The sequence below is a fragment of the Salinisphaera sp. genome, from assembly GCF_035690525.1.
GTDB lineage: Bacteria > Pseudomonadota > Gammaproteobacteria > Nevskiales > Salinisphaeraceae > Salinisphaera.
The window spans coordinates 1-4,848 of sequence record NZ_DASSKM010000163.1; the positions used below are offsets into that span (position 1 = coordinate 1).

A 4,848-nucleotide genomic window follows, 5' to 3' on the forward strand; every position below is an offset into this window, starting at 1 on the left:
TGTCGCTGCGGTTTCACGAGCGATTGGCCGACGCCTGCCCGAACCGGGTACTGGGCCAAATTCTGCAGGACTTGATCCTGCGCACGTCGATCGCGGTGGCGCTCTACAAGGTCCCCGGCATGGCGGCCTGCTATCGGGCTACGGACCATCGCAGTATCGCCGAGGCGCTGTTCGACGGCGACGGCGAGCGCGCGGCCCGGACCGCCTGCGAGCATCTGAACTATCTCGAGGATCGCCTGAACTACGCCACCCGCATCCGCCGGGTCGACCTGGCCACAATCCTGACCGGCTGACGGCCGACCCAATATAAGCGAGAACAATTTATGAATCATTGGCTCAGGACTCTGCCGAAAGCCGAACTGCATCTGCATATCGAGGGCACGCTCGAGCCCGAACAGATGCTCGAACTGGCCGAGCGCAACCGCGTGTCGCTGCCCTACCGAAACGTCGATGAAGTCCGCGCTGCCTATGAATTCGAGGATTTGCAGTCGTTTTTGAACCTCTACTCTCAGGGCATGACCGTTTTGCATACGGCCGAGGATTTCCACGACCTCGCCCGCTCGTATTTCCACCGTGCGCATGCCGACGGTGTGGCGCATATTGAACTGTCGTTCGATCCGCAGGCCCATCTGTCGCGCGGCGTCGAATTCGAAGCCCAGTTCGAGGGCCTGAACCGGGCGATGCGCGACGCCGAGCGCGAACTCGGGATGTCGAGCGCGTTGATCATGAGCTTCCTGCGCGATCAGGACGCCGAACAGGCGCTCGATGTGCTCGAGCGCGCCGAACCGTGGTATGAACGCATCGCCGCGATCGGCCTGGACAGCGCCGAGCGCGGCAATCCGCCGGAAAAATTCCGAGCGGTGTTCGAACGCGCGCGGGCGCTGGGTCTTCCGCGAACCGCGCATGCCGGCGAGGAAGGGCCCTCCGCCTACATCACGAGCGCGCTGGATACGCTGGATGTCTGCCGCATCGACCACGGCGTGCGCTGTCTGGAAGACGCGGATCTCGTGGCCCGGCTGCGTGAACGGCAGACGCCGCTGACGGTCTGCCCGCTATCCAACGTCTGTCTGCACGTCGTCGATCGATTGACGGATCATCCCCTGCCCCAGTTGCTCGAAGCCGGCCTGAACGTCAACCTGAATTCGGACGATCCGGCCTATTTCGGCGGCGGCATGATGGCGAACTTCAGCGCCTGTGAGCAGGCATTCGGCTGGGATCGCGCCGTATTCCGAAAACTCGCCGCCAATGCCGTGGAAGCGGCTTTCATGCCGGCCGACCGGCGCGCGCGCCTGCTTTCGGATATCGCCGACTGCTAAGGACAGCCGGCGGCATGAAACTAAAACGACGTCCGCAAATGATCGCGTTCATTCGCGGACGTTATCGGTCTTTCCGCCGGCCGCCCATCCGGATCAGGTGAGAAACGCGAAGTACAGCACGAAGACAACGAACAGCGCGTACAGAATCGGATGCAGTTCGCGGGCGCGCCCCTGCACCGTCATCGTGACCGGGTACATCACCAATCCCAGCGCGATCCCGTTGGCGATACTGTAGGTCAGCGGCATCGTCGCCATCATCAGAAACGCCGGCACCGCGATTTCCAGTTTCTTCCACTGGATTTCGTCGAGCGCGGAAACCATCAGCACGCCGACGATAATCAATGCGGGGGCCGTGACGTTCGGCGTCACCACCTGCAGCAGCGGTGAGAAAAACAAGGCGAAGACGAACATGAGGGCCGTGACGAGCGCGGCGAACCCGGTACGCGCGCCGGACGCCACGCCGGCGGTGGATTCGATGAAGGAGGTGGTCGGCGATGTCCCGATCACCGAAGCCGCCACGATCGAGGAGGAATCCGCCAGCAGCGCCGGCCCGGCCCGCTTCATCCGATTGTTCTCGATCAGGCCCGCCTTGGTGGCCACGGCCATCAGCGTGCCGTCGGTATCGAAGAATTCGACGAACAGAAATGTCAGCACCACGACCAGCATGTTCAGTGTAAACACGCTTCCCGGGTCATCGAACAAGCGCGTCACCGCGACACCGAACAGCGGAGCCACACTGGGAATACTGCTGACCACAGCGGTGGGTTGATCGATCGCGCCGCAGACAAGACCGAGACACGAGGTAGCGATCATGCCGAAGAAGATGGCGCCCGGTACACGACGCAGCATGAAGATGATGGAAATGAAGACCCCGAACACCGTCAGCAGCGTTCCCGCCGAGGTCATATCACCCAACGTCACGAGCGTGGCCTTGTTGGCGACCACAATGCCCGAGTCCTTGAAGCCGATGAACGCGATGAACAATCCGATCCCGCAGGCCGAAGCCATTTTCAGATCCTGCGGAATCGCATCCAGGATCATCTCTCGTAGCTTGAGCGCCGTGATGAGCACGAATATCACGCCCGACAGCAGCACCCCGACCAGGGCGGTCTGCCACGGCACGCCCATGCCGAGCACGACCGAATACGCGAAAAAAGCGTTCAACCCCATGCTCGGCGCGATCGCCACCGGATAACGGGCGATGAACGCCATGAGCAGACAACCGACGATCGATGCCAACGCCGTGGCCGTGAACAAGGCGCCCTTGTCCATGCCGGCCGCGCTCAGAATCGTCGGATTGACGAACATGATGTACGCCATCGCCAGAAACGTGGTCACACCGCCGATGATCTCCCGGCGATAGTTCGTGCCTTCTTCGGCAAACTGAAAATACCGGGCCATGATGTCCTGGCCGGCGCGACGATCGCCCATTGCATCCTCGTCGGCTTGCTCGGAACTGTCGGTCATACGGCCTCCTCCTGGTTTACTCGCTTTGTAAGCTGGCCGCGTCGTATTCGCGACCGATATACCGCCTCACGTCGACGGTTTTTTGTAATATTTCGCCGTCTCCGCGCTATCGCTCGTACCGGCGTGCGCCATAAAGCCAGGTCGATTCGACGCAGCGGTCGTCGCCTAGCGTGAACAGCGTGAATAGCTGCTCCGATATATTGCGGGCCAGTGAGTTGCGACGCGCCATCAGCGGCGTCGCCTTCGGATCAAGCACGACGAAATCGGCTTCTTTCCCGACACGCAGATTACCGACATATTCATCGATGGACAGCGCCTGGGCACCGGCCAGGGTCGCCAGATAAAGCATGCGCGCCGGCGCCAACGACGTGTTGGTCAACTGGGCGACCTTGTATGCGTCGGCGACTGTGCGAATCATGCTGAAGGTCGTGCCCGCACCGACGTCGGTGGCCAGCGCGACCTGTACATCCGCGGCCCGGGTTTCACCATAGTCGAACAGGCCGCTACCCAGAAACATGTTGGATGTCGGGCAAAAAACCGATACCGCGCCGGTTTCCGACATGCGTTGTCTTTCCGCCTTCGAGAGATAAATGCTGTGTGCGTAGACGCCACGCTCGCGCAGCAGACCGAAGTGGTCGTAAACGTCCAGGTAATTCCGACTCCAGGGAAACAGCTCGGCGACCCAGGCCACCTCGTCGCGGTTCTCGGATAGATGGGTATGAATATAGGTATCCGGGTATCGGCGCGCCAGCTCGCCGGCGGCACTGAGTTGGGCGTCGGAACAGGACGGCGCGAAACGCGGCGTGATCGCGTAGCTCAGCCGGTCGACACCGTGCCACTGTTCGATCAGGTCGCGGGTTTGTCGACAGCCGGTTTCAGCGTCGTCCCGAAGGTATTCGGGCGCGTTGCGATCCATCAACACCTTGCCGGCCGCCAATCGCATGCCCAACGCGCGCGCCTGCTCGAAAACGGGGCTTACCGACTGCGGATGCACGGTTCCCATGACCAGCGCCGAGGTCGTGCCATTGCGCAACAACTCCTGCATGAAGAACGTCGCGGTCTCCTCGGCGACGGCGCTATCGTGAAACCGCCCTTCGGCCGGAAACACATAGCGATTCAACCAAGTCAGGAGCTGCTCGCCGTGGCTGGCGATCATATCGGTCTGCGCGTAATGAATATGCGCATCGATGAAGCCGGGCACGATGAACCGGCCACGCTGATCCTCGATCGGAACCGCGTCGCCGAGCGTGGGCAGCAATTCGTCCGCCGGGCCTAGCGCCGCCACCCGACCGTCACGTACGACCAGCACCCCGTCTTCGAACACTTCCAGAGCGCCGGCGTCATTACCGTCCCCCGGATCGTGCAGACAATGAGCAATGCAGCCGCGAATGGCACGCGCGTCGGCAGACTCTTTCATGCAAATTCTCCCGGAATCGGTTCAGTCGCAGCACGTTCGAACCCGATGCCACACAGCGTCAAATCCAAGGCCAGCCTAATTCATAATTGAATACCAAAACCAGTACTACTTTGGCATCAATTTAATATTATTTTTGTATTCGATAATGGGGCTACACATCCGCCACGCTCGCTTACGACGCTACCCGGCCTCATTGAAGAGACCCGCGAGGACTAGCGATTTCGATCAGGCGCGGATCGGACGCATGTACGCCTACGCCGCGCTCGTTGCCCCTTAGTTCAACGAAGCCTCGTAGCGATTACCAAGCGTCCGCCGGCCACTCTTTCGGCGAGAGGATACGATCAAAGTCTCATGCCAAATAATTATTTTGTATCCATTTCTGTGTTATTGGTGATGCCCACATTGGGTTTTATGTAGACAAAAAATATAATTTTAGTATCCATATTGCCGCTGGCACCGATCGAACAACCGTTAACGGCGCAACACTTGGATCATGCCCATTAGAAACCGGCCGATAGCCGGCCGCGATCGAGGCGTCCTGAATCGATCGCCGGGCCACTACAAACAAAAAAGCAGGAGGAGAACGAACCATGCGGGAACTCATTCATCGCAAGCCTTATCAGAAGCGCTCAAGCGGCACGGCCGTAC

4 protein-coding genes are annotated in these 4,848 nt (G+C 60.3%); 2 read left to right on the forward strand and 2 right to left on the reverse strand.

The window, feature by feature from the left end:
* On the forward strand, positions 1-293 hold a 293-nt coding region (locus VFJ08_RS12750; RefSeq protein ID WP_324997598.1), incomplete at its 5' end, for an FCD domain-containing protein.
* Positions 294-323: 30 nt separating this feature from the next.
* Positions 324-1,316, forward strand: a complete 993-nt coding sequence (locus tag VFJ08_RS12755) for an adenosine deaminase (RefSeq protein ID WP_324997599.1) — start codon at positions 324-326, stop codon at positions 1,314-1,316.
* A gap of 93 nt (positions 1,317-1,409) precedes the next feature.
* On the opposite strand, the gene VFJ08_RS12760 is transcribed toward VFJ08_RS12755, so the two are convergent.
* Positions 1,410-2,717, reverse strand: coding sequence for an NCS2 family permease (locus tag VFJ08_RS12760; protein ID WP_349257008.1), 1,308 nt, complete (start codon positions 2,715-2,717; stop codon positions 1,410-1,412).
* Positions 2,718-2,889: 172 nt separating this feature from the next.
* Positions 2,890-4,200: a guanine deaminase gene (gene guaD, locus VFJ08_RS12765; RefSeq protein WP_324997601.1), complete on the reverse strand. Its 1,311-nt coding sequence runs from the start codon at positions 4,198-4,200 to the stop codon at positions 2,890-2,892.
* Between the last annotated feature and the right edge of the window lie 648 nt (positions 4,201-4,848).